Consider the following 242-nt stretch of genomic DNA (forward strand, 5'->3'; position numbering starts at 1 on the left):
GATCGTGGTGCTGGCCCTGTTTTGGATTATTTGCTTGCGGTTGGTGTCGATCGCCCAATCCGCGAAAGATAACTTTGGCTCGGCGATCGCGATTGGCGTGTTGGGAATGTTGATTTTCCAAATTACGGTCAACATTGGGATGACGATCGGCCTGGCTCCCATCACGGGGATTCCCTTGCCCTGGTTGAGCTATGGGCGATCGGCAATGCTCACCAATTTTGTGGCGATCGGGCTGGTGCTGT

Annotated in this window: 1 protein-coding gene; it reads left to right on the top strand. The window is 54.1% G+C overall.

All coding sequences use genetic code 11. From position 1 onward, the window contains the following. On the top strand, positions 1-242 hold a 242-nt coding region (locus AMR42_RS15520; protein ID WP_158234511.1), incomplete at both ends, for an FtsW/RodA/SpoVE family cell cycle protein.

The sequence above is a fragment of the Limnothrix sp. PR1529 genome, assembly GCF_002742025.1.
GTDB lineage: Bacteria > Cyanobacteriota > Cyanobacteriia > CACIAM-69d > CACIAM-69d > CACIAM-69d.